General features: G+C 64.8%; 22 protein-coding genes and 1 other RNA gene. 11 read left to right on the forward strand and 12 right to left on the reverse strand.

Translation table 11 applies throughout. The features are described 5' to 3' along the window. Positions 1–7: 7 nt before the first annotated feature. Entirely contained in the window at positions 8–409 is a 402-nt protein-coding gene (locus ACVWZA_RS03910) for a hypothetical protein (RefSeq protein ID WP_457309830.1), read from the forward strand. A gap of 91 nt (positions 410–500) precedes the next feature. Here the strand turns inward: ACVWZA_RS03910 and nagE are convergent, their stop codons facing one another. The 4 genes from nagE to ACVWZA_RS03930 all read right to left on the reverse strand — a co-directional run bounded on the left by nagE (position 501) and on the right by ACVWZA_RS03930 (position 9764). After that, positions 501–2192 (reverse strand): N-acetylglucosamine-specific PTS transporter subunit IIBC, encoded by a 1692-nt coding sequence (nagE, locus tag ACVWZA_RS03915; protein ID WP_457309831.1) that lies wholly within the window; start codon positions 2190–2192, stop codon positions 501–503. After that, positions 2192–4654 carry a phosphoenolpyruvate--protein phosphotransferase gene (gene ptsP / locus ACVWZA_RS03920; protein WP_457309832.1) on the reverse strand — a complete coding sequence of 821 codons (2463 nt, stop codon included), beginning with the start codon at positions 4652–4654 and terminating at the stop codon, positions 2192–2194. Before ptsP ends, nagE begins: the two co-directional genes overlap by 1 nt. After that, entirely contained in the window at positions 4651–6900 is a 2250-nt protein-coding gene (locus tag ACVWZA_RS03925) for a family 20 glycosylhydrolase (protein ID WP_457310061.1), read from the reverse strand. The genes ptsP and ACVWZA_RS03925 overlap by 4 nt, the downstream gene beginning before the upstream one ends. 77 nt (positions 6901–6977) lie before the next feature. Continuing rightward, positions 6978–9764: a TonB-dependent receptor gene (locus ACVWZA_RS03930; protein ID WP_457309833.1), complete on the reverse strand. Its 2787-nt coding sequence runs from the start codon at positions 9762–9764 to the stop codon at positions 6978–6980. A gap of 238 nt (positions 9765–10002) precedes the next feature. Here ACVWZA_RS03930 and ACVWZA_RS03935 point away from each other — a divergent pair, with 238 nt between their 5' ends. The 3 genes from ACVWZA_RS03935 to nagA are packed head-to-tail and all read left to right on the forward strand — an operon-like array spanning position 10003 to position 12904. Beyond that, on the forward strand, positions 10003–10743 hold the full coding sequence (locus ACVWZA_RS03935; protein ID WP_457309834.1) for a GntR family transcriptional regulator: 741 nt from the start codon (positions 10003–10005) through the stop codon (positions 10741–10743). Next, positions 10740–11774, forward strand: a complete 1035-nt coding sequence (locus tag ACVWZA_RS03940) for an SIS domain-containing protein (RefSeq protein ID WP_457309835.1) — start codon at positions 10740–10742, stop codon at positions 11772–11774. The genes ACVWZA_RS03935 and ACVWZA_RS03940 overlap by 4 nt, the downstream gene beginning before the upstream one ends. Next, positions 11774–12904, forward strand: coding sequence for an N-acetylglucosamine-6-phosphate deacetylase (gene nagA / locus ACVWZA_RS03945; RefSeq protein WP_457309836.1), 1131 nt, complete (start codon positions 11774–11776; stop codon positions 12902–12904). The genes ACVWZA_RS03940 and nagA overlap by 1 nt, the downstream gene beginning before the upstream one ends. A 77-nt stretch (positions 12905–12981) precedes the next feature. Here the strand turns inward: nagA and ACVWZA_RS03950 are convergent, their stop codons facing one another. Next, positions 12982–13143 (reverse strand): hypothetical protein, encoded by a 162-nt coding sequence (locus ACVWZA_RS03950; protein ID WP_457309837.1) that lies wholly within the window; start codon positions 13141–13143, stop codon positions 12982–12984. A 350-nt stretch (positions 13144–13493) separates the two neighbouring features. After that, a complete protein-coding gene (locus ACVWZA_RS03955) occupies positions 13494–13832 on the reverse strand; it encodes a hypothetical protein (protein ID WP_457309838.1) in 339 nt (112 codons plus the stop codon). A 153-nt stretch (positions 13833–13985) separates the two neighbouring features. Here ACVWZA_RS03955 and ACVWZA_RS03960 point away from each other — a divergent pair, with 153 nt between their 5' ends. Further along, entirely contained in the window at positions 13986–14372 is a 387-nt protein-coding gene (locus ACVWZA_RS03960) for a DUF4345 family protein (protein WP_457309839.1), read from the forward strand. A gap of 54 nt (positions 14373–14426) precedes the next feature. Here ACVWZA_RS03960 and ssrA read toward each other — a convergent pair. Further along, positions 14427–14774: a transfer-messenger RNA gene (gene ssrA / locus ACVWZA_RS03965) on the reverse strand. A 48-nt stretch (positions 14775–14822) separates the two neighbouring features. On the opposite strand from ssrA, the gene ACVWZA_RS03970 reads away from it, so the two are divergent. Continuing rightward, a complete protein-coding gene (locus ACVWZA_RS03970) occupies positions 14823–15254 on the forward strand; it encodes an RrF2 family transcriptional regulator (RefSeq protein ID WP_183110421.1) in 432 nt (143 codons plus the stop codon). A gap of 54 nt (positions 15255–15308) precedes the next feature. Here the strand turns inward: ACVWZA_RS03970 and mscL are convergent, their stop codons facing one another. Next, on the reverse strand, positions 15309–15737 hold the full coding sequence (mscL, locus tag ACVWZA_RS03975) for a large conductance mechanosensitive channel protein MscL (RefSeq protein WP_457309840.1): 429 nt from the start codon (positions 15735–15737) through the stop codon (positions 15309–15311). A gap of 80 nt (positions 15738–15817) precedes the next feature. On the opposite strand from mscL, the gene ACVWZA_RS03980 reads away from it, so the two are divergent. The 5 genes from ACVWZA_RS03980 to ACVWZA_RS04000 are packed head-to-tail and all read left to right on the forward strand — an operon-like array spanning position 15818 to position 18939. Then, positions 15818–16414: a LemA family protein gene (locus ACVWZA_RS03980; RefSeq protein WP_457309841.1), complete on the forward strand. Its 597-nt coding sequence runs from the start codon at positions 15818–15820 to the stop codon at positions 16412–16414. A gap of 20 nt (positions 16415–16434) precedes the next feature. Continuing rightward, entirely contained in the window at positions 16435–16923 is a 489-nt protein-coding gene (locus ACVWZA_RS03985; RefSeq protein ID WP_457309842.1) for a TPM domain-containing protein, read from the forward strand. Next, on the forward strand, positions 16920–17726 hold the full coding sequence (locus tag ACVWZA_RS03990; protein ID WP_457309843.1) for a TPM domain-containing protein: 807 nt from the start codon (positions 16920–16922) through the stop codon (positions 17724–17726). Before ACVWZA_RS03985 ends, ACVWZA_RS03990 begins: the two co-directional genes overlap by 4 nt. Then, positions 17726–18409: a TPM domain-containing protein gene (locus ACVWZA_RS03995; protein WP_457309844.1), complete on the forward strand. Its 684-nt coding sequence runs from the start codon at positions 17726–17728 to the stop codon at positions 18407–18409. Before ACVWZA_RS03990 ends, ACVWZA_RS03995 begins: the two co-directional genes overlap by 1 nt. After that, on the forward strand, positions 18406–18939 hold the full coding sequence (locus ACVWZA_RS04000) for an NUDIX hydrolase (protein WP_457309845.1): 534 nt from the start codon (positions 18406–18408) through the stop codon (positions 18937–18939). The genes ACVWZA_RS03995 and ACVWZA_RS04000 overlap by 4 nt, the downstream gene beginning before the upstream one ends. Here ACVWZA_RS04000 and ACVWZA_RS04005 read toward each other — a convergent pair. From ACVWZA_RS04005 to ACVWZA_RS04020, 4 genes are read right to left on the reverse strand one after another with little or no spacing between them, the layout of a single operon-like run. Next, positions 18936–19280: a nuclear transport factor 2 family protein gene (locus tag ACVWZA_RS04005; protein WP_457309846.1), complete on the reverse strand. Its 345-nt coding sequence runs from the start codon at positions 19278–19280 to the stop codon at positions 18936–18938. The two genes, ACVWZA_RS04000 and ACVWZA_RS04005, sit on opposite strands and share 4 nt — an antisense overlap. Then, a complete protein-coding gene (locus tag ACVWZA_RS04010; RefSeq protein WP_457309847.1) occupies positions 19277–19558 on the reverse strand; it encodes an ETC complex I subunit in 282 nt (93 codons plus the stop codon). Before ACVWZA_RS04010 ends, ACVWZA_RS04005 begins: the two co-directional genes overlap by 4 nt. A gap of 28 nt (positions 19559–19586) precedes the next feature. After that, entirely contained in the window at positions 19587–22058 is a 2472-nt protein-coding gene (hrpB, locus tag ACVWZA_RS04015) for an ATP-dependent helicase HrpB (RefSeq protein WP_457309848.1), read from the reverse strand. Between the two features lie 58 nt (positions 22059–22116). Further along, a complete protein-coding gene (locus ACVWZA_RS04020; RefSeq protein ID WP_457309849.1) occupies positions 22117–23394 on the reverse strand; it encodes an alginate export family protein in 1278 nt (425 codons plus the stop codon). Between the last annotated feature and the right edge of the window lie 64 nt (positions 23395–23458).

The raw sequence follows: 23458 nt of genomic DNA on the forward strand, positions 1-23458 counted from the left end.
GATGGCCATGGCGCGGCCCGATCCCGCATCGCCTATCGATTCCCCTAACGCAATGATCGAAAATGATCGTTGCCGTGATCGTGATTCACATCGCTTGCCGGGGGCGTCATCCTGCTTTGCGGCGGATGGGTTTGCGCGTTACGAGTTCGAGCCCCGTTCGACCGATGCTTTGAATCAGCAGACCCGGAATCGAGCAGACATGACCCGCCGCGACACTTCCCGATTTTCCCGCAGCATACTCGAAAAATTCGCGTGGCGATTCCAACAAATTCCCGCAGTTTTTCCCGCAGATTCCCGCAGAATCAGCGAAAAAGCATTTTCCCGTAGTTACAGGAAAATTTCGAATGCTGACGGCAGTGCATCAGATGCGCTGATCTCGCCGATTCAACCCTGCCTGTCGAACCGTTAGCGCCATCCCCGGCGGCACCACGGCCGCCTCGCTCTTTCACATGACGACCTCTCGACTGCCCTTGAAAGCAGGAAAGCATTCCGCCTGAAAACTACAGATCGGTCAGCGCATGGAACACGCCGGGCGATATCTCGCTCCAGCCGCGTGGCGCGGCGCGGTCAATTGCCGCCTTCTGGATCGCCGCTGGATCAGCGACGCGCGCGCGAACGCGGCCGGCGCTGATCGACAGCTCCAGCACATTGGCCGCGCCGCCAAGCGCTGCGACCAATGCGTCATTCGAGCCATCATCCGGTTCGGCAACCGGCAACTCGACGGGGGGCGCCGCGACGATTGGCTGCGCCACATGTGCCAGCGCGCGCATCTCGCCGGCGACCCGGTCGGCGATCGGACCGAGCACGACCTGCAGCGCATTGCCGCCGGGCCTGACGACGCCGCGCGCGCCCAACGCCTTCAGCGCTGGCTCATCGACCAGCGCCGGATCGACCAGCTTCAACCGCAAGCGCGTGGTGCACGCATCGATCGACGCCAGATTGCCCGACCCGCCAAGCGCGCGGACAATGCCCGCCGCCTGATCACCCGATGCCGCCGGAACAGCCGTTTCGACCGCCAGATCGGTTTCGCGGCCCGGCGTTTTCAAGTCGAAGCGCTGGATGCAGAAACGGAAGGCGAAATAATAGATCGCGAAATAGACCGCGCCGACCGGCAGCAGCATCAGCGGCCGTGTGGCGAGGCCATAGTTCAGCACATAGTCGAACAGCCCGGCGGAAAAGCCGAAGCCGAGCCGTACGCCGAGAGCATCCATCGCTACCATCGCCACCCCGGTCAGCACGGCATGGAGGACGTAGAGGATCGGCGCGAGGAACATGAAAGTGAACTCGATCGGCTCGGTCACACCCGTCAGCAGCGAGGTCAGCGCCAGGCTGAGCAGCATGCCGCCGACCGCCTTGCGCCGTTCGGGCAAGGCCGAGCGATACATGGCGAGGCAAGCGGCGGGCAGGCCGAACATCATCACCGGGAAATGCCCGCTCATGAACGCGCCCGCGCTCGGATCGCCGGCGAAGAAGCGTTTCAGATCGCCGGTCGCGCCATGATAATCGCCCAGGATGAACCAGGCGATATTATTGAGGATATGATGTAGCCCGGTGACGATCAGCAGCCGGTTGAGCACGCCATAGACGAACAGGCCGAACGGCCCCGCGCTCACCACCCAGCGGCTCAGCGCATCGATGCCGCCCTCGATTGCGGGAAAGCCGAGACCGAAGATTGCCGCGCCGATCAGCCCGGCGAAACCGGCGGCGATCGGTACGAAACGGCGACCGCCGAAAAAGGCGAGATAATCGGGCAGCTTGATCCCGGAATAGCGATTGTACAGCCAGCCCGAGACAAGTCCGGAGAGAATCCCGGCGGGGACGCTGAGCTTACCCAGTTCCTTCGCCTTCCAAGCGGCCGTGGCGAGGTCGCGCGCGGCCTGGTCGGCGAACGCCGCCGTCACGTCGGGCGGGACGGTGAGCAGCGCCTTGGCGCCCTCGACCGTGACGAGAAAGGCGATCGCGCCGGCCAGGCCCGCCGCGCCGTTATTCTCGCGCGCCAGCCCGACCGCGACGCCGATCGCGAAGATCAGCCCGAGATTGGAGAAGATCGCTTCGCCCGCCGCAGCGATGAAGGCGATGCCGAGCATGTCGGGCTGGCCCAGGCGAAGCAGCAGCCCCGCCACCGGCAGCACCGCGATCGGCAGCATCAGCGCGCGGCCGAGCGGCTGGAGACGGTCGAAACCGAGACGCATCAGATGGCTCCTGCCAATAGCGAATGGACTTCGGCGGCGGTCGACGCGGCCAGCGCGCGATCGGCAAGTGCCCGGCAGTCGGGCAGCGTGAGCTTCCGCACCACCGCCTTGAGCGCGGGGATCGCGGCGGGTGTCGCCGACAATTCGGTCACGCCAAGGCCGATCAGGATCGCCGCGGCTTGTGGGTCGGAAGCGATGCCGCCGCACACGCCGAGCCAGCGGCCATGGGTTCGTGCGCCCTCCGCCGCGCGCGCGATCAAATGGAGCACGGCCGGGTGGAAGGCATCGACCTTCGCTGCGACCGCCGGATTGCCGCGATCGGCGGCGAGCGCATATTGTGTCAGGTCGTTGCTGCCGATCGACAGGAAATCAGCCTCGCGCGCCAGGCTGGCGGCAAGCATCGCGGCGGCGGGCGTCTCGACCATCACACCGAGCGGCACCCGCGTGTTGATGCCGAGTGCGGCACGTGCCTCGTCTAGGATCGTGCGCGCGGCGGCGAGCTCGCCCGCGTCGATGATCATCGGCAGCATGATGCGGCATTGCGCCGCCGGCACGCCGGCCAGGATGGCGCGGAATTGCAAAGCGAGAAGATCGGGCCGCGCGAGCGAGAAACGAATGCCGCGGTTGCCCAGCGCGGGATTCTCCTCATGCGGGAAGGGCAGATAGGCAACTGGCTTGTCGCCGCCAATGTCGAGCGTGCGCACGATCAGCGGGCGGCCGCCGAGCCCCGCCGCGATGGCGGCATAGGCTTCGCGCTGTTCCGTTTCGTCGGGCGCCGAGTCGCGGTCGAGGAAAAGAAATTCGGTGCGCAGCAGACCGCACCCCTCCGCGCCGAGCGTGACCGCGTGCGCCGCTTCGGCGGCGTTGGCGAGGTTGGCGAAGACCTCGATCCGCGTGCCGTCGGCCATCACGCAGGGGTCGAGCGCGGCGGCGGCTTCGGCGGCAACCCGGCGGGCGTGTTGCGACAGGTTCGCTTGGCTCGCTTCGATCGCGGCGTGATCCGGCGCGGGGTCGATCGTGCCGCGATCGGCGTCGAGCACGACCTGTTGGCCGTCTTCCAGCTCAAGGATCGCCGGTCCGGCGGCGACGAGCATCGGCAGGCCGGCGGAGGCGGCAAGGATCGAGCCGTGCGCGGTCGGGCCGCCGAACGCGGTGCAGATGCCGGCGATCCCGGCCTTGGCCAGCGGTGCGAAGTGCGACGGCAGCAATTCGTCGGCGATCACGATCGCGCCCTTTGGCGGCACGGGTAAGGTCGCGGCGTTGCCGGTGAGCAGGGCGATTACTTGGCGTTCGATATCCTTCAAATCGGCGATGCGCTCGATCAGTAGCCGGTCGCCAGTGGCGCGGATCGCCTCGGCATGGCCGCGGATCGCGGCACGCCAGGCAAAGGCGGCGCTCTTGCCCTGCGCGATCTGCGCCTGTGCTGCGCCGAGCAGTTCCGGGTCATCGATCAGCGCGCGGTGCGCGGCGGCGATATCGGCACCCTTGCCGGCGGCTCCACCGACGGCGGCGAGCAATGTGGCGCGGGCAGTATCGAGCGCGGCGGTCTCTACGGGGATGCCTGTGCCTCGCTCGGGCACCGCGACATCGCTGGGGCGGAACTGGAAGACCTGGCCGATCGCAAGGCCGGGCGCGGCGCGTACGCCGTGAATCAGGCCATCGGTTGATGGTGTGGCTATCGGAGCAGCGACCGGGGCGGCAGCGTGCGCCTCCTCGCCCATGCCTTCTTCGATCAGTTTGGCGACCGTCGCGATCGCGGCGCGGGCGTCGGGGCCGCGCGCACCGATGGCGATCTCGTCGTCATGCCGGATACCCGCCGACAGCAGCGCCACGATGCTGCGCGCATTGGCCGGGCGGTTATGCGTGACGATCGTCACTTCCGCCGCGAAGGGCTTCAAAGCGGCGACGATCCGCGCGGCGGGGCGAGCGTGGATGCCGTTGGCGAGCGGTACGCGGATCGTGCGATGCGCCGTGTCCTCGCCAAGGTCGGCTGCGGCCGCGCTATCCGCGACCGGTGACACTTCGGCGATCGGGTCGCCGGCCGTCACCCGCGCATCGATCGCGAGCAGCGTCACCGCATAGCCGTCGCTGGTCACCGTCACCGGGGTAATCAGGCTCTTTGCGTGCAAGGCGACGGGATCGAGATCGACGAGCAAGAGCGGCTGACCAAGTGTCACCGTCTCGCCATCGCGTACATGGGCGGTGAACCCGCCTCCGGCCAGCGCGACGGTGTCCAGGCCGATATGGATCAGCAGTTCGGCATTGTTGGCGAGGCGCAGCGTCACCGAATGCCGGGTCGGCGCGACCGCGATGACGGTCGCATCGCACGGCGCGCGGACCACGCCATCGAGCGGATCAATCGCAAAGCCGTCCCCCATCATGCGATCGGCAAAGACCGGGTCGGGCACTTGGTCGAGCGGCAAAGACCAGCCGGTCATGGGTGCATGCAGGCGGACGATCATGGCGCCGTCACAAGCTGCACCGCGCCGATCGCCCAAAGCGGGTTCACGCCTTTTGCGGTGTAGGTGATGCACAGGTCATGCGCGCCGGTCATCGGCGCGAGCGCTGCCGTCAGGCGCGTCACCGCTGGATTGCGCGCGGCCGGCCCGAGCGGCAGCGTCGCAACGCGCGGGCCATCACAGCCATCGCGGACTTCGACTTCGCCAGCAAGCGTGGCCGGGACACGGAAACGGATTTTGTCCACGTCATGGCCGATCTGAAAGTTGAATGGCATCTGCCCGACATCGATCGCGATCTTGCGCACCCCGTCCATCGGCGCGGCCTGATAGATCCAGCACGGATTGCCGATATCGGTGAGAAAGGCAGCGCGTGGGCCTTTCGCAGGCGCGTCGTCGATCAGGCGCAGCGCGATCCCCTGCGTGCACAACTTGAGCTGGGTATCGTCGCGGCGGCGGATCGTCGCGGCATCGACGCCGAGATCGATCGCACCGGGCAGCGCGGCGCCGTCGAGAATGCTCGCGGCGCGCAGACGGGTCGGCATCGTCAGGGTGAGCGGCCCGCCATAGAGCGGCGAGGTGCCGTCGGGCATGGTGCCGTCGGTCGTATAGCGCATCGGCAGGCCGGACTGGCCGGATAGGGTCACTTTGGCCTTCGCGCCTTCGGGCGACAGCATCGCGACGGGACGGAACACCGCTGCGCTCGGCTCGATGCCCAGTGCAGACAGTCGCGCCATCTGCGGTACGAGACGGCGGACGAAGTCGCCGAAATCATATGGCTTTTTCGACCAGCCGAGCTCGGCGATCGCCGCGCCGCGCGGGAAAATCGCCGCGGCGGCCTCGGCATCGGTACGGACATGCTCGGTCCACAAATTGCCCTGCACCCCAAGGATGTGGCGTTGCTGCTCGGCCGGGATCGAGGCGGGGGCGGGGTTGAAAGCATAGACCTGAGCGAGCGTGATGAGCTCGCCGCGCCCGGTTCCCTCGGTCGCGGTCACGCCCTGCCGGTGGTTGAGATAGAGGATCGGCGAGGGCGAGAGTATCGCGTCATGGCCGGCCTTTGCCGCGGCGACCGCACCGTCGATACCGCGCCATGACATGACGGTCGCATCCGGCGTGATCCCGCCGTCGAGGATTTCGTCCCAGCCGATCAGCCGCCGGCCATGCGCCGCGAGATAGCGGCCGATGCGCTGGACGAACCAGCTCTGCAATTTGTCCTCGCTGGGGATGCCGAGCGATTTCATCTGCGCCTGAATTTTCGGTGAGGCCTTCCACTGATCCTTCACCGCCTCGTCGCCACCGACGTGGATATAGCGCGACGGGAACAGCGTCATGACTTCGTCGAGCACGTCCTGCAGGAAAATGAAGGTCGGCTCTTCGGTATTGTAAAGCCAGGGGAAGACACCCCAGTCGCTCTCCACACCTTTGGGCAAGGGCACGCCCATGCCGAGACCTGGATAGGCGCGGATCGCGCTCAGCGCATGGCCGGGCATCTCGATCTCGGGCACGATGGTGATGCCGCGCTTGGCGGCATAAGCGACGATCTCGCGGATCTGAACTTGGGTGTAGAAGCCGCCGGTGCGCGGCGGCGATGGCGCGCCGGGCGCGGTTGCGGGCAGCCGCCAGGCGCTGACACCGGTCAGCCTGGGATATTTCCTGATCTCGATCCGCCAGCCCTGATCGTCGACCAAATGCCAGTGCAATGTGTTGAGCTTGTTCGCCGCCATCGTATCGATCAGGCGTTTGACAAACTCGGGCGACTGAAAATGCCGTGCGCTGTCGAGCATCAATCCGCGCCAGCGGAAGCGTGGGCCGTCGGCGATGGTGACGGCGGGAATGAAAGTGCCCGATTTGGCGGGGCGGGCAAGCTGCCACAGGGTCACCGCGCCATAGAGCAAACCGGCATCGTCGCTCGCGCTGATCGTCGCGCCGTTGGATGAGGTGGTCAGGCGATACCCCTCCGCCGCGATGCCGGGCACGCGCTCGAAGCGGATCGTGCCGCTGGCCTTGATGGTGAGTTTGGGCCCGCCGGTGTGCGCCATCATTTCGGCCAGCCGGTAGGCCGCGTTGCGCGCGCCGCTATCGCCCGCTGGAATGGCGATGTCGCTGGTGGCGGCAAGCGTGAACCCGCCTTCCGCCACGGTCATGGATTGCGGTGCGGGGAGCAGAGCGACCTGCTGGGCGTTCGCCGGGGCGGTCCATAAAAAACTCCCGACAATCGCCGGGAGAGTGTTGCGGAGGAGCTGGATCATGCGCGGCACGGACAGGCCCTCTTTTTCGAAAACAATGGCGAGCGGACCGGACGGATGCCCGGTCCGCTTTTATCCTATCAGAAGCGCAGGCGTGCGCCGAAATAGAACTGCCGGCCATTGTCGTAGATTGCCCGGAAGCGGTCCTCGGTACCGGAGAATTGCTCGATCTTGCTGTTGGTCAGGTTGACCGCATCGGCGGTCAGCGAGACATTTTCGGTGACCTTGAAGCTCGCCGACGCGTCGAGCGACTGGGTCGCCTTCTGGTTGAGCGGTGCCGCGCGGTCGATGTTGATGAAGAAGGCCGAGCGGTAATTGTACGAGAGCCGGACCGAGGCGAAATCGTTTTCGAAATAGCCGGTCAGGTTGAGCGCATGCTTCGAATTGCCCGGGATTGGATCGCCCGAGTCCGATTTTGCATCGGAATAGGTATAATTGACGATCGCGCCGAAGCCGTAAGCGATCGGTCGCGAAACCTGTATCTCGACACCCTTGTTGGTGCCGCCCGAACCGTTCGAACGCCGGTTGATATCGAACGTGCAGTCGAACAGCTGGTTGGCCGGCGTCGAACTGGGCGATACCGTGCAGCGCGAGGCATTTGGGTTGTTCAGGTTCTGCACCGGGAAACGCTCCTGGACGGTGCGGTTGACGATGTAGGAGCCGATATCCTTGTAGTAGAGCGCCGCCGCCACGATCGTGTCGCGATCGGGATACCATTCGATCGATGCATCGTAATTGTTGGCGCGGTACGGCTGAACGGATGGGTCGCCGCCGTCGCCGGTCAGCGAGCCAGGGTTGAGACTGACGCGCGGCACGATGTCGGTATAGTCGGCCCGGGCGACGCTGCGGCTCGCGGCGAAGCGGACCACCACATTCGGCGTGACATCGACGCTCAGGTTGGCGCTCGGCAGGAAGTCGGTATAGCCGCGCTCAACCTCGACCGGGAGGTAGGTGCCGAAGGCATTGGGGACCGCGCCCGGCGTGGTGGCCGGAACACCGAGCAGATTGCCGCGCGAGTCCTGCTTGGTGTGGACCACGCGCAAGCCGAAATTGGCTTTCCAGCCATCCTCCTTGCTGCCCAGTTTGGCCATCACATAGCCGCCATAGGTCTTCTCGTTGATCGAGTAATTCTCCGGCGGATTGATGATGCGCTGGCGCGCCGAAGCGGGCAGGGCGTTGAGGATGTCCTGCAATCTGGTGCGGTCGACCTGGAAGAAGTTGGTCAAGGTGCCGGGCAACGCCACGCCGTCGAGAAAATCGCCCGGCGTTTGCCCGCCGGCGAAATCGGCTGACGTACAGGCATGGTTGCCGCAACCCGTCGCGCCGATCAAATTGAGATAGAAATCGCGATAAGTGGTGGCGAGGAACCTAGTCACGCGGTCATGGTCGGTGAACTTGCCGCCGACCTTGATCGCGTTGATCGGACCCCAATCGACCTCATGCTCATAGTCGGCATAGAGATATTTCTCCTCATCGCGGTTGGTCACCTTGTGGAGCGAAGCGAAGTCGAGGATCAGGTCGTTCGGCCGGGTCGGGTCGACTCCGCTAAAACTGACCTGCGGCACATCGCCGCTGATGTCGAAGGAGAAAGCGCCCGGTGCGGCGCCCTCATAAAAGGGCTGTGACTCGGTGTTGCCGTCGGCCCGGGTGTAGCCGAACTTCAGGTGGAAGGTCGAGCTGTCGCTTGGGTGCCAGACCAGATCTGCGTCGGCCGAATAGGTCTTGGCGAATGCCTGGCGGTCGATCGCGTCATAGACCACTGCCCGGCCGTTCGGGTCGAATCCGCCGCCGCCCGCCGCGGTCGGAGACGAGATCGTGCCTGATACGACGGTTCCGTTCCTGACCACGGCGTTGGTCAGCGTGCCGGGAACGGTCGTGTCCACCCCGTCGATGGTACGCGACACGCCACCCAGCGCCCTGGAACCCCAAGCGAGATAGTTCTGATTGAAATTGTTGGCGTTGAACTTCGAATAGAGGCCGGTCAGGTTGATCTCGAGATCATCTGACGGACGGAATTGCAGTGCGATGTTGCCGCCGTAGCGCTCGCGCTCCTGCTGGAACAGCGCCGATCCGATCAGCGACGGCACCTGTGCGGTCTGGCCGCCCACGGTGACCGGTTGATAGCCCAGCACCTCCACTCCGTCGCGGCGGATATCGCGCCGCTGATAGACGGCGCCGACCAGGATGCCGAAGGTCTCGGCGTCGTTTTTCCAGCTGATCAGCCCGGATGCCTGCGGGTCGACCCCGCCGCGCTTTTCGGAATAGACGCCCTGCAGCGAGGCCGAGACGGTGAACGCCTTCAGGTCGAGCGGATTGCGCGTATGGACGTTGATCGTGCCGCCGATGCCGCCTTCCTCGACGTCCGCCTGACCCGATTTATAGACATCGAGTTGGCCGACGATCTCGGCCGGCAGGGTCAGATAATTGAAGCTGCGCGTCGAGGCGAGCTGCTCGAGCAGGAACCAGTCGGCGGTGGCGATCGCGTGGCCGTTGACGAGTGTCTTGGTCAGATTGGGCGCCGTGCCGCGCAGCGAGACGCGCTCGCCTTCGCCGAATTCGCGGTTGATGACCACGCCGGGCACGCGCTGCAGCGCCTCGGCGACGTTCTTGTCGGGAAATTTGCCGATATCCTCGGCGGACAGGATGTCGGCGACGACGTCCGAATCGCGCTTAGCGTCGATCGAGGCGCGCTGCGACAGGCGGATGCCGGTGACGACGATATCCTCACCGTTATCGGCCTCCCCGGGTGTCGCCTGAACCGCGCCCGACGGCGCGCTGTTGCGGGGAGCATCGACGCTCTGCGCGTGCGCGGATGCGGCCAATGCGAACGAACTCACCGATGCTGCCAGAAGTCGTATAACGGTCATTGCCGATCTCCCCATGCTCTTACCCTGATTCGATCTGACGGCGCCAATTAACTACCAATGCCAGACCAATTAACAGAACATGTTTCATACCAATGACAGCGTCAAGCATCTTTTTTACATATCAAGCCGGGCCGCGGTCATTTTGTTGTGGAAACTGGTATTTAATTGGTCTTATAAGGATGCGTGGCGGCGATGCCCGGTACGGGGAAGTTGGCCAGAGAGTGGGGATGCTTAGCTTATGAATCTGGCCGAAAAGATCGGCGTGCTGGACGACAGCGTCCGCGCTCCGCTCTACCAGCAGATGCAGGATGCGTTGCGCCGCGGGATCGAAGCGGGTGCACTCAGGCCGCAAGAGGCTTTGCCGCCTGAACGCGACATCGCGACCGAGTTCGGCATTTCGCGGATCACCGTGCGCAAGGCGATCGACGGGTTGGTTGCGGATGGCATGCTGACGCGCCGCCAGGGTGCGGGCACGTTCGTCGGCGGGCGCGTTGAGAAGCAATTCTCCAAGCTCACCTCTTTCTCGGAGGATATGGCGGCGCGCGGACGCACCGCGCGCAGCGAATGGATCACGCAAACCGAGGGCGCGGTGAATTCGGACGAGTCGCTGACCCTGGGGCTCAGCCCGGGATCCCGCGTGTTCCGCTTTCACCGCATCCGCTACGCCGATGAACAACCGATGGCGCTGGAATATTCGACCATACCGGGCTTCGGTTTGCCGGGCCTGGAGGCGGTCGGCGTCTCGCTTTACGCCGCGCTGGATGCGGCGGGACATCGCCCGGTACGGGCGCTGCAGCGCTTGCGCGCGGTGCTGTTCAACGCCGACCAGGCAAAACTTCTCGATATCCAGGCGGGTGCCCCCGGCCTGTTCATCGAGCGGCGCGGTTTCCTCGAGGATGGTCGCGCGATCGAAGCGACGCACAGCTGGTACCGCGGCGACGCCTATGATTTCGTCGCGGAGTTGAATGCGCTGGCATGAGTATCGTGGCCGAATCGACATTGATGTTTGCCGAAGCCGGCGAAGCGAGCGTGGTGGTCGCGCGCCAGCGAACCGCAAACACGCCGGCGATCAGGGCGCTCGCGTCGCGGCTGCGGGAAACGCCGCCGCGCGCGGTATCGACCTGCGCACGCGGCAGTTCGGACCATGCCGCGACCTTCGCCAAATATCTGATCGAGACGGTGACCGGCGTGCCGGTGACGTCGGCCGCGCCGTCGATCAGCTCGGTCTATCATGTGCCGCAGCAAATGGATGACACGCTGCTGCTCGCCATCTCGCAATCGGGGCGCAGCCCGGACTTGCTGAGTAGTGTCGAAGCAGGACGGACGGGCGGGGCGTATCTTGCGGCGATGGTCAACGACGCCACTTCGCCGCTCGCCGACCTGGCGGATGCGCCGCTGCCGCTGCATGCCGGGCTGGAGCGGAGCGTGGCGGCGACCAAAAGCTATATCGCGTCGCTTGCCGCGATCGTCGATCTCGTGTCGGTCTGGGCGGGAGATGAGGCACTGGCGGCGGCGCTGGCGGGCGCGCCCGACATGCTCGCCACGGCTTGGGCGGCGGACTGGTCGCCCTTGATCGATGGGCTCGCCGAATCGCGCGGGCTTTATGTCATCGGTCGCGGTCTTGGGCTGGGTATCGCGCAGGAAGCGGCGCTGAAATTCAAGGAAACCTGCGGCCTGCATGCCGAGGCGTTCAGCGCTGCCGAAGTGCGTCATGGGCCGATGGCGCTGGTCGGTCCCGATTTCCCGCTGCTCGTGTTCCGTCAGGATGACGAGACCGGCGAGGGCGTCGATGCGCTGGTCGAAGAAGCGGTCTCGCGCGGCGGCGTGGTGTTTTGCGCAGGGATGGAGATTGCCGGTGCGGTAACCCTGCCGACCCAGGATGCGGCACCCGCGATTCAGCCGATGCTGCAGATCCAGTCCTTCTACCGTGCGGTCAATGCGCTCTCCGTGCGGCGCGGCTTTGACCCCGATCGTCCGCCAAATCTGCGCAAAGTGACTGAAACAATCTGATGACCATCGCATTCTTCAACTGCCGCACGCTGATCGATGACGCGCTGGTCGACGGCATGACCGTGATTGTCGAGGGGGAGCGCATCGCCGCGGTCGTGCCGGAGGTCGATATCCCGGCCGGAGCCGAACGCCGCGACCTGGATGGCGCAGTCCTTGCGCCCGGCTTCATCGATTCGCAGGTCAATGGCGGTGGTGGGATGTTGTTCAACGACGCGCCGACGGTCGAAACGATTGCGACGATCGGTGCGGCACACCGGCGTTACGGTACGACCGGTTTCCTGCCGACGCTGATCAGCGACGATCTCACCACGGTACGCGAGGGCATCCGCGCGGTCGATGCGGCGATCGAGGCGGGCGTGCCCGGCGTGCTCGGCATCCATATCGAGGGGCCATTCCTCAACGTCGATCGCAAGGGCATCCACAACCCCGACAAGATCATCGTGCTGGATGATGAGGGATTTTCCTCCGTAACGGGGCTGAAGCGCGGGCGCACATTGCTCACGCTGGCGCCCGAACAGACTTCGCCGGCGATGATCGCGCGGCTTGCCGGCACGGGGATGATCGTTGCCGCGGGCCATACCGATGGTAGCTATGCCAAGATTCGCGCCGCGCTCGATCATGGGCTGACCGGTTTTACCCATTTGTTCAATGCCATGTCGCCGCTGACCTCTCGCGAGCCCGGCGCGGTCGGTGCCGCGCTCGACGATGAGGATTGCTGGTGCGCGCTGATCGTCGATGGCCGCCATGTCCACCCGGTGACGCTGCGCATCGCGCTCAAGGCGAAGCGCGCCGATCGCTTCATGCTGGTGACCGACGCGATGCCGAGCGTCGGCCAGACCGACAAGAGCTTCATGCTGCAAGGACATAGGGTCGAGGTGATCGACGGGGTCTGCGTCAATGAGGATGGCACTCTGGCCGGATCGGACCTCGATATGGCGCAGGCGGTGCGCAATATGCGCGCGATGGTCGGCGTATCGATGGCCGAAGCGTTGACCATGGCGAGCCGTAATCCCGCCCGTTTCCTCGGCATCGCGGAGAGTCATGGCCGGATCGCCGCCGGCTGGCGCGCCGATCTCGTCGCGCTGAGAGAGGATGGCGAGCTGCTCGCGACCTGGATCGGCGGGCGCTAAACCGTTGGGGGTGTTGAAAAAGGCGGGCGCCCGTCCGGTGGTTTCCCGAATGGGACCATTGAACGAGAATGGCCGGGTCACGCGCCCGTCATTTCGGACACCATGCCCCCCGGGATCTCCAATGCGATCGAGAGGCGACTGCCCGCATCGAGCGCATCGGCGGCAAGGCCATCGAGCAAGGATAGCGCTTCCTTGATCCGCGTGCGCGCCTCCGTTATCGTATTCGGAGTATCCGCCACGCTGCGCCCCTCCTCCGCGACCGCAAGCGCCAGCATTCCCAAAACGGACCGTTGATAGGGAAAGGGCTTGCGCGCCGGGAATGGCGACCTCTGGCAAGAAACGGTCAGGCGGTTTTCGGCTTGAGTAAGCTGTAAAGCATCCTGCCAAGCCGGAGAGAATGCCAGCGCGCCGCCGAAAAAATAGGCATTGATGGCGTTATTCGGCGTGAGGAGTCCGCCAGTCACGTACCCCAAGATGCCGGCGCTGCTTGTTCCGCCGCTATAGAGCGCTGCGCCAAGATCGTGACGCAGCTAAGGCTCTGATGCGATATGATCGCTTCGGATAGGTTCGATCGGCGATCGTGCGGGCGTCAGTGCGCGCCGGGTTGTTGCTTGAGTTTTTTGACGCGATGCCGCTGATAGGCCTCGATCTGACGGAACACCGGGCATCGCCTGTCGAAGATGAGTTGGGTTATGGAGACGAAAAAGGGCGTTTTGGTATCCGGTCCGCCGACATCGAGACCGCAAACAATCCCACCTTCATCTCCCATGTAGAAGATTTTTGTCACCATACAGCGATCCGGAATCGCGGAGTCTGGCGACTGTTCCGCAAGCGCATTTTTGACGTTCGACGACAGCCTGGTTTCCAAAGGAAGCGAGGCGTCTATCTCCACGGCGAGGCGGTCGGTTTTTTCAGGGTCGTCTATCATTGCCGCGTCTGTTTGCCACGATCGTCCTTGGATGGGGTCAGTTCGGCGAAATCGTGCAGTTCCATTCTCCATGGAAAGGATCACAAGCGATATTGATCGCGTTCATCGGCACAGGCAATGCCATATAATGCAGGCGATCGTGGAGGGAATCGGATGAAGCAGGTAATTCGCGCGGCCGTCATGCTGGTCGGGCTATTCAACCTGGTGCTCGGCCTCGCTTTCCTCGTCAGGCCGGCCGAGATGGCGGCGAAATTCTTCATCGCGGCGCAAGGGGTACAGGGGCTCGCGACGATCCGTGCGGACTTCACCGCCCTATTCGTCGGCGCAGCGTCGTTCGTGTTGTATGGCGCGTGGAAGCAACGCGCGGCGCCGCTGGTCCTGCCGATCATCATGTTCGCCATCGGACTGTTTGGGCGCTGCGTCACGATCATCGCGGACGGGATCGTCGCGACGACTTTCACGCCGATGATCGTAGAGGCGGTAATGATCACCGTGCTGATCGCGGGCGCGCGCGCTTTCGGCGAGCGGCAATGGTCGTAAGCATTACGGGTCGATAGTGGGGGGCTTCTGTTGCCCGGTGCCCCCCGTACCGCTGGTTTCCGCTTCTGTTGCCCGGTGCGGTCCCAACCGCGCTTTCGTCCTCGTAACTTAGACCGTTAGGCCTTAGTGTTACGCGGCAATTGCGAGTGCTTCGTTATCGTTAGCACTTGTGGTTTTGAGCCTTGAACGGGTTACTCAGCCCGGGCAAAAACAGCGCCTTTGAACACACGTCGATCCTGCTTCGGCCCCGTCATGACCGGTCCCGAAAGGCCGGTTGTGGTGGAGCCGCCGGGTACTGCCCCCGGGTCCGTTGCGTCTATTATACGCCGCATTTTATCACCATAGTCTCCGGCGAACCTTCGACACGTTCAATATAGGGCGTTCGAATCCAATGAAAAGCCCATCTCCGCCTTTCGGTCGCCACAAATCGGGTGCATGGGGTATAGTATCATGCTGACACAGCGTTCCCGTTACGCGCTCCGCGCCATGTTGTTTCTCGCCGAAGCCCCCGCCGGAGGCCCGCCGATCCCGATGAACCGGATCGCGGTCGCGGCGAACGTGCCGCGAAAATTCCTCGAACTGATCCTTGCCGACTTGCGCGAGGCGGGTTTTCTGCACAGCCATCGCGGCAAGATGGGCGGTTATTGCCTGTCGCGCCCGACCCATTTGATCTCGCTTGGCGAGGTGATCCGGGTGATCGAGGGGCCGCTTGCACTGGTCCCCTGTGTCAGCCGCACCGCGTATCGCCCGTGCAAGGATTGCAAGGACGAGGCGACCTGCGCGATCCGCATCGCGATGGCGCGCGTGCGTGACGAAACGGCGCGCATTCTCGACGGAACCAGCCTGGCGGATGCCGTGGCCGAGGATCTCGCGGCGGCTTAAGGCCGAATCCAGTTCAAGCGGTGTGTTCTTCCTCCCTTCACGGAGACGAGAATATCAGACGGACTTTTTCTTCAGCTCGTCCCTGATTTCACGCAACAGTGCGATTTCGGCCGCTTCGGCTGCGGGCATTTCGTCGGGTTTGGGCATCAGCTTGCTCACCGCGCGGATCAGCACGAAGATGATCAAGGCGAGGATCAGGAAATTGACTGCCGAGGTGATGAACGCTCCATAGCCGAATACGGGGACGCCGGCCTTCTTCAGCGCGGCATAATCCGACGATCCGGCCAGCGCCTTGGGCACTTTGCCAAGCACGACGAAATAGCTCGAGAAATCGAGCCCGCCGAAAATCTTGCCGATCACCGGCATGATCAGATCGTCGGTCAGCGAGGTCACGATCTTGCCGAATGCCGCGCCGATGATGACCGCGACCGCCAGTTCGAGCACATTGCCGCGGGTGATGAATGCCTTGAACTCATTGAACACGACGCACCTCCATCCGATTTAACTTCCGCCTGGCAAGGCTAGTCGAGTATGACGACCGTGCAAGGGCTGGAGAGATAATCATGAAGTTTCGTGTCCCAATCAATATTGGCGTCACCATCGGCCTCGCCGCGATGCTGTCCGCTTGCGGGATCAACAGCGTGCCCACGGCGGAGGAGGCAGCCAAGGCGAAATGGGCAGAGGTGCAGAACCAGTATCAACGCCGCTCGGATCTGATTCCCAATCTCGTCGCGACGGTGAAAGCCGCCGGCGCACAGGAAAAGAGCATCCTGGTCGAAGTGACCCAGGCGCGCGCCGCCGCCAGCGCCGTACGTGTTTCTGCCAGCGACCTGACCGATCCCGCTAAGCTGGCTCAGTTCGATCGCGCGCAAAGTGCGATCAGTCTGTCATTGCAGCGTTTGCAGGAGGCTTATCCGGAGCTCAAGTCGCAGGGCAATTACACCACGTTGATGTCGCAGCTCGAAGGTACGGAGAATCGCATCGGCATTTCGCGGCGCGATTATAACGAAGCGGTGCAGGCCTATAATACCCGCATCCGCACCTTCCCCGATGCGATCGGCGCAAAGGTGTTTTACGGAGCGAAGCCGATGGCGCCGTTCCAGGCGACGACACCGGGTTCGGAAACAGCGCCACCGGTGAACTTCGGTAACAGCAACTGATCCGACTGATTGCCCTTTCATTGCTGCTCGCCGGGTGCGGACACGCCGCCCCGGCGAAGGGCGTCGCGCCGCCCGGTTACCAGTTTCCCGAACTGACCGGGCGGGTGGTAGATGCGGCGGAATTATTGTCGCCCGGCGATGAAGCGGCGATTTCGGCGAAATCGGCAGCGCTGGAGAAGGCGACCGGGCATCAGTTGGTGGTCGTCACCGTCTCCAGCCTGAGTGGGCATCCGATCGAGATGTACGGTGTGAATCTCGGGCGCACCTGGGGTGTCGGGCGGAAAGGTATTAATGACGGCGTGTTGTTGATCGTCGCCCCCAACGAACGCACGGTGCGGATCGAGGTCGGCTATGGTCTCGAATCGGCGCTTCGCGACGAAGAGGCGGGCGCGATCATCCAGTCAGCCATCTTGCCGGCATTTCGCAAACGCGATTTTCCGCGCGGTGTGGCGGCGGGGGTCGACGGCATCATCAATGAAATTGGCATCCCACAAAGGAAGGCCGCGTGAACATCCTTCGTTATCTGGTCGCATCACTGCTGCTCTGCTGTGCGACGCTCGCCTCCGCCCAGACCTTCCCGCCGCTCAGCGGCCGTGTGGTCGATGCAGCGAACCGGCTCTCGCCCGAGCAGGAGACGCAGCTCACCCAATTGTCCGCCGATATCGAAAAGGCGTCGTCGCGCCAGTTCGTCGTCGCGACGGTGCCTGATCTGCAAGGTTATCCGATTGAAGATTATAGCTACAAGCTCGGTCGTGCTTGGGCGATCGGTCAGAAGGACGCCAATAACGGCATCATCCTGCTGATCGCGCCGAACGAGCGAAAGGTTCGGATCGAGGTCGGTTATGGCCTTGAGCCGATCATGACCGATGCGCTGTCGAGCGTCATCATAAACGACGACATCCTGCCGGCATTCCGTAACAAGGATATGCCCGGTGGGATCATGGCCGGCGCGGCGGCGATCGGTGAACAGATGAAGCTGCCGCTCGAGGCGGCCGAGGCGCGCGCTCAGCAGCTGACCAGCCAGCGTTCGGCGTCGGGCGGATCGAGGAGCAGCGGCGGCAACGGCGCGGCGATCGCGATCTTCTGGATCGTCATCCTGTTCTTCGTCGTGTTCCCGATGATCTTCGGCCGTGCCAAGGGCAAGCGTTACCGCGGTGGCATCGGCCCGGTTGTCATCTGGGGTCCCGGTCTTGGCGGCGGCGGCGGCTCGTCCTGGGGCAGTAGCGGTGGTTCCGACTGGGGTGGCGGTGGCGGCGGCTTCTCCGGCGGCGGCGGGTCGTTCGGCGGCGGCGGTTCGTCGGGGAGCTGGTGATGGCACGGATCAGGAAATTCAGCGAAGCGGATCACGCGCTGGTCACCAATGCGGTGGCAAGGGCCGAAGAGGGGACGGACGGCGAGATTGTCACAATCGTCACCGAACGCTCCGATCTCTACCGCGATGTGGCGCTGCATTATGCGATGGCGGCGATGCTGCTGCTCGTCGCGATCGTCGCGCTCAATCCGGCGGCGATCGAATCGAAGTTTGCTTGGTGGTCGGACGGTTGGACCGGCGAGCCCGACCTGCGCAGTCTGTTCTTCGCGCTGTTGATCGGTGAGGCGCTGATCTTCCTCGCGGTGCGCTACGCGCTTGCCTGGACGCCGCTGCGGTTGGCGCTGACGCCCAAGGCGACGCGCTCGCGGCGCGTGCGGCGGTTGGCGGTGCAATATTTCAAGGTTGGCGCAGAACGTCGTACAGAGGCGCGGGTCGGCATCCTGCTCTATCTCTCACTCGACGAGCGCATCGCCGAGATCGTCGCCGACGAAGCGATCCACAAGGTCGTGCCGCCGGAGCGCTGGGGTGATGCGATGGCCGCACTGATCGACCGCGTACGCGTGGGCGAGCCCGGTCAGGGCATGGCAGCGGCGGTCGCGGCGATCGGCACGATCATCGCCGAACATTTCCCCAAGACCGAAACCGATCGCAACGAGCTTCCCGACAGGTTGATCGAACTATGAGCCGTGCGCCTGAAGGTGGGGAGCCCGTCGAAACGGCTTGGGAGGGCCGTTTCATCGCCGTGAAGAAGCGCGGCAAGTGGGAATATGTCTCACGCACGCGCGACATTCAGGCGGCGGTGATCCTGGCGATCGATGACGGTCACGTCATCCTGGTCGAACAATTTCGTGTGCCGCTCGACCGGCTCTGCCTCGAGCTCCCGGCCGGCTTGGTCGGCGACGAGGATGAGAGCGAAAGTATCGAGACCTCGGCCGCGCGCGAACTGGAGGAGGAGACCGGCTATCGCCCGACGCACGTCGAGTCGCTCGGCCAGTTCCAGTCGTCACCGGGCCTGGTCAGCGAAGGCTTCACGCTGGTTCGCGCGACCGGGCTGGAACAGGTGAGCGAGGGTGGTGGAACGGCGGACGAGAATATCACCGTTCACCGCGTCGCACTGGCCGATTTGCCCGCCTTTGTCGCATCGAAACGCGCCGCGGGCGTGGCGATCGACGTCAAGATGCTGCTTTTGTTGAGCCCGTCGCTGCTCGGTTAAATTCCGTGCAGCTTTTCGAAGCTGAGCCGGTCCCAATAACCACGCTGGACCGCGATCTTGCCGTCGATCACATGGAAGAAACCACAGCCGCGAAAGCCGGTCGGGTCGCGCCATTCCAGGATCGCCCATTCGCCGTCCTCGAACAGATTCTCCGGGACGCATTCCATCTGTGCCGCGGCGAACTCCGCCTCGAACATCGCGCGGATCGCCTCGACACCTTCGACCGGTTCGTTAGCGACCTGATGATTGACCGCATTGTCAGCATAAAGCGCGACCAGCGCGCTCACGTCGGCATTATTGAACGCCGCGATCCATTTGCGGACCAGTGATTTTGGGGTCATCGAAAATTGTCGGCGTAAGCCTGGAGCTTTAATTTGCGCTCCGGCGCGGCGATCACCTGGAAACCGAATCCCTCGCGTGTCGCATAAGCGGTCGCCGCCTCCAGCGTGGGGAAATCGAGCCGCACCTGATCGCGCGTGTCGCCCGAACCCGCCCAGCCGGTCAATGGATCGGGCCGCTTCGCCTCGACGGGTTCGAATTCGAGCACCCAGGCCTGGGTACGGGCACGACCCGACTGCATGGCGTTCTTGGGGCGCTGGAAGATTCGGGCGGTGGGCATGGCTGGTCCTTCGGGTCTCGTCGCCCGTCTATCGCGGTTGGACGCGGCGCGCATCCGCATTTTTTGTTCGTGTCGTCGCAATCGCGCTTGCCGGGTCGTCGGGCCAGGGGTGGCGCGGATAACGGCCGCGCATTTCCCTGGCCACATCGCTCCAGCTGCCCGCCCAGAAACCGGGCAGGTCGCGGGTGGTCTGGATCGGGCGTCCGGCGGGCGAAGTGAGGCTGAGCACCAGCGGCACGCTGCCGCCGCCGACCATCGGGTGGGCGGCGAGGCCGAACAATGCCTGAGGCCGCAGCTCGACGCGCGGACCACCGTCGGCCGCATAGTCGATTGGGTGGCTGCTGCCGGCGGGGCTGTCGAAATGCGTCGGTGCCAGGCGGTCGATGATGCGCATCGCGTCCCAGCCGATCAGATTGCGCAGCGCATCGGTCAGCGCGCCCGAATCGATCGCGTCGAGCCGGCGCTTGCGATCGAGCAACGGCACCAGCCACGCATCGGCACGGGCGAGCAGTGCTGCGTCGTCCAGAGCGAGATCGCTGCCGCCATGCGCGGCGGCGAACGCGGCACGGTAGCGCAACGCTAGCGCGTTCTCGCTCCACGGCAGAAGCGCGAGTCCGTTATTATGGACGCCCTTGAGCAAGGCGGCGCTGATCTCTGCCGGATCGGCCGTGCTGTCCGGCCCACCCGACAAGCGGATTGCACCCAGCCTGCGCTCGCGAATCGTCTGCACGCCGCCGGTCATTGGGTCGAAGCTTACAGTGCGAAGGGTCTCGATGCGATCGCGGAACATTGTTTCGACCGTGACGAGCTCGATCGGCGCGGCGGACAGGATGCGCGCTCCGGCCGCCATGCCCTGTGTCTCCGCGACCGCGAGCCAGTCGCTGCGCGCCAGCGCCGTCGCGCCGTCAAGCTTGAAGCCGCGACCGCCGGTCGAGGCCCATGTCTCGCCGGAGGAGTCGCGGCGCCGCGCAATCCGGTCGGGGAAGGCGAGGGCGATGCAGATCGCGACCCCTTCTTGCGCGCTCGCTTCTGTGGCGTGAGCGGAGCGGACGAGGCCGGCCCATCGCCTGGCGAGCTTGCGCCCCGCTTCGGCCCTTGGCCCGCGCTCGCCGCGCCAGCGCCGCAGGCGCGACTCCAGATCGACGTCGTTTCCGCCCAGGCCGCGCTCGCCAAGCAGCATCGCGATCTGCGCCGCCGTCTCGGCCAGCCCAATCTCCCCGGCACGGACCAGCATATGGCCGAGTCGCGGTGGCAGTGGCAGTTTAGCGATCGCCTTGCCGTGTGCGGTGGGGCGGCCATCCGCATCGATCGCCGCCAATGCCCCAAGCCGTGCGCGCGCCTCGGCGACCGCGGCCTCGGGCGGCGGATCGAGCCAATTCAGCGCGCGCGGATCGGCGACCCCCCATAACGCGCAGTCAAGCGTCAGCGCCGACAGGTCGGCTTCGAGTATTTCCGGGGGATCGAAGCGCGGCAGGCCGGCGGTCGCCGCTTCCTCCCACAGGCGATAGGCAGTGCCCGGTCCCTGCCGCGCCGCGCGCCCCGCGCGCTGGGTGACCGAAGCCTGGCTGGCGCGCTCGGTAACCAGGCGGGTCATGCCCGCCGCGCGATCATAGCGCGGGCGGCGCGCCAGGCCCGAATCGATCACCACGCGGATGCCGTCGAGCGTCAGGCTGGTTTCAGCGATCGAGGTGGCGAGCACGATCTTGCGCAGGCCCTCACGGTCGGGCGCGATTGCGGCGCGCTGCGCCTGCGGATCGAGGCTGCCGTGCAGGCGGTGCAGAATGATATCGCCAGCGAGTCCCGCAAGCCGTTCCGCGGTGCGTTCGATTTCCGCAACGCCGGGCAGGAAGGCGAGAATGCCGCCTTGCTCTTCGCGCAGCACGGTGCGGATCGCGGTGGCGACCGAATCCTCGATCCGCGCTTCGCCGGCACGGCCGATATGACGCAGCATCAGCGGATAGCTGCGGCCTTCGCTTTCGATCACCGGGGCGTCCCCCATCAGGCCGGAGAAACGTGCGCCGTCGAGTGTCGCCGACATCGCCACCAGCCTCAGGTCCGGGCGCAAGCCGGCCTGCGCATCGAGCGCGAGCGCCAGGCCGAAATCGCTGTCGAGGCTGCGCTCATGCACTTCGTCGAACAGCACCGCCGATACGCCGGTCAGTTCGGGGTCGCCCTGGATGCGATTGACGAAGATGCCCTCGGTCACGACCGTCACGCGCGTCGCCGCCGAACGCTTGCTGTCCATCCGCGTCGCATAGCCGAAAATCTGGCCGACCGGTTCGCCGGCCAGGGTCGCCATGCGCTCGGCCGCCGCTCGGGCGGCAAGGCGGCGTGGCGACAGCAGCAGGATTTCGCCGGTGCACCATGGCTGGTCGAGCAAGGCAGGCGCGACCGCCGTTGTCTTGCCCGCACCCGGCGGCGCGACCAGCACGGCGTTCGACCGCCCGCGCAACGTCGCGAGCAAGTCGGGCAGGACGGCGTGGATCGGGAGCGTGGTCATAAGGCGATCCCCGTTTCGCACAGGCGAGCGGGTCGGGGACAGTCTCTTTTCCGGCAGGTTAGAAGAAGGCCGAAGCGTTCAGTGAAAGATAACGCGTGTCACCACCGACCGGAGCATTTGGCGCATTCTTCAGGAAGCGCCCCTTGTCGAGCAGGGCTCCGCTCGCCTCGAGTTGCAGGCGCTTGGGAATCGCCCACCAGCGGATGCGACCTTCGAACTGGCGGCCGGCATAACTACCTGAGGCTCCAGTGGCGTCACGCACGCCCGAGGTCGAAAAGGCGTCGTAGCGCGATGCGAGCCACAGTTCGCGATAGCTGATCATGGTATCGAAGCGTTTGCTCGGCGCCGTCTCGAGCCGGATCGCCGGTGTGACGATATTGGCACGACCGATCGTGCTGTAGATGCCCGACGGCGCATAATCGCCGCGCCGCGAGCCGAAGATCGGGTCGAAGCGGGTGAAATGGCCGCCGCGATCGTCGCCAGCGGCAAATTCATATTCGAACGACAGACGCGGTTTCCACGCGGCGGCGAAGGTGTAGCCGATCTCGCCATGCGTCGACCAAGCCGATACCGGCAGCCGCGCGGCGGACGCGGTCGCATCGGCGCTGACCGACCCGCCCTGATGGGAGATTTCGCCTTCCGCATCCCATTGCCCTGCTGCCGGCGCCTTGATCAGTCGCGCATTGAGCGTGGTGAGATGTCGGTCGCGCGTCGCCAGGTCGGGGCGGTCGCGTTCGTCGAGGCGGAGCCAGGCGGCATCGAAGTCGAACGGGCCGATCGCGTGTTTGAGTCGGCCGCTCGCTCCCCAGAAGCGCAGGTCGAAGCTTTCGCGGTCGATCTCGACATGGTTGGCACGCAACGCCGCGCCGCCTGCGGGCAGGCGGACCTGCGGCAGCGTATAGAAAAGCATCGCGTTGAACCGCTTCGACGGTGCCAGATCGACGCGCAGTCCGGTGAAGCCGTTGGTCGTGTTGCGGTAATCATCGTTGGCCACGATACGGCGCGAGCCGACGTCGAGCGTGAAGCGGCCAGCTTGCACCTTGGTACCGAGTGCACCGCCGAGGTCCGCCTTCACATAAGCCTGGACCAGCTCGATCGCGTTGACCTCGCCGGTGCCGATCGGGCTGCGCGGCGAGATCGAATAGGCGCGACTATCCCACAGCTCGCCACCGACGCTGATCGGTCCGGGGCCATATTCGGCGGAGATGACGGTGCGAAAGGTGACCAGCGTATCGTCGCGTTCGAATCCGGTCCGCGCCTGATTCTCGATCACCTCAACGCGCGCACGGGTGGTAGCCGAGATGGTAAAGGGAGCCTTGGGAGTCGTTTGCGCCATGGCCGGCGACGCCGTCGCCACCACGGCGACGCCCATCATCCCGATTGGGCCGTGGCGGTTGCGC

The sequence above is a fragment of the Sphingomonas sp. UYAg733 genome (assembly GCF_054057355.1).